Annotated in this window: 1 protein-coding gene; it reads left to right on the top strand. The window is 67.4% G+C overall.

The genetic code is table 11. The features are described from left to right. Positions 1-705, top strand: a 705-nt coding sequence (locus tag J1M43_RS16475; RefSeq protein ID WP_206477540.1) for an HNH endonuclease signature motif containing protein, incomplete at its 5' end; no start/stop codon positions are given. Positions 706-715 lie beyond the last annotated feature (10 nt).

Raw genomic sequence — 715 nt, 5'->3', positions numbered from 1 at the left:
GGCGAAGACGTCTCGGATCGTGTGGACGGGCTCCCCGAGCACAAGGCGAAATCGCCGCCGGTGGAGTTGGCGGACATGCGCACGCACGCGCAGAAACGTCACGACGCGTTCGCGACCGCCCTGATGGTCGCTGCCGCCTCCGGAGGCATGCCCACCTTGGGTGGTGCGGCACCGACGCTGGTCGTCTCCGTCACCGCAGAGGACTACACGAACCGCACCGGGCGGGCCAGAGTCGAAGGCACCGGCTACGACGTCCCCCTCGGGGCGGCCGATCACGCCGGGTGTGCGGGCGGGATCCAGCGGGTGCTGTTCGACGACAAGGGTGCGATCGTCGCGATCAGTACCAGCGCGCGGTTGTTCACCGCGACCCAACGGCGGGCGATCGTGCTCAGAGACCGCGAATGCCTCATCCCCGGCTGCGACGTCCCCGCCGACTGGTGCGAGATCCACCACGTGCAAGAACACGCCCGCGGAGGGCCCACCCACACGTCTAACGGGGTTCCGTTATGTTGGCACCACCATCACACCCTCGATGAGGGCATCTGGAAGATCCGCATGCGAAACGGCCTCCCCGAAATCCGCGGACCCGGCTGGTGGGACCCCTACGCCAAATGGCGATCCCCCCACCTCGACTACCAAGCCGTCGACGAAGCCCTCGACCACGAACGCCACACCGAACCCGAATCCACATGGAACACCCCGTGACAGCGTCTCG

The sequence above is a fragment of the Microbacterium sp. KRD172 genome (genome assembly GCF_017168295.1).
GTDB lineage: Bacteria > Actinomycetota > Actinomycetes > Actinomycetales > Microbacteriaceae > Microbacterium > Microbacterium profundi.
Note: the sequence above shows the minus strand (reverse complement) of the source record. Positions and strands in the feature narration are given on the sequence as shown.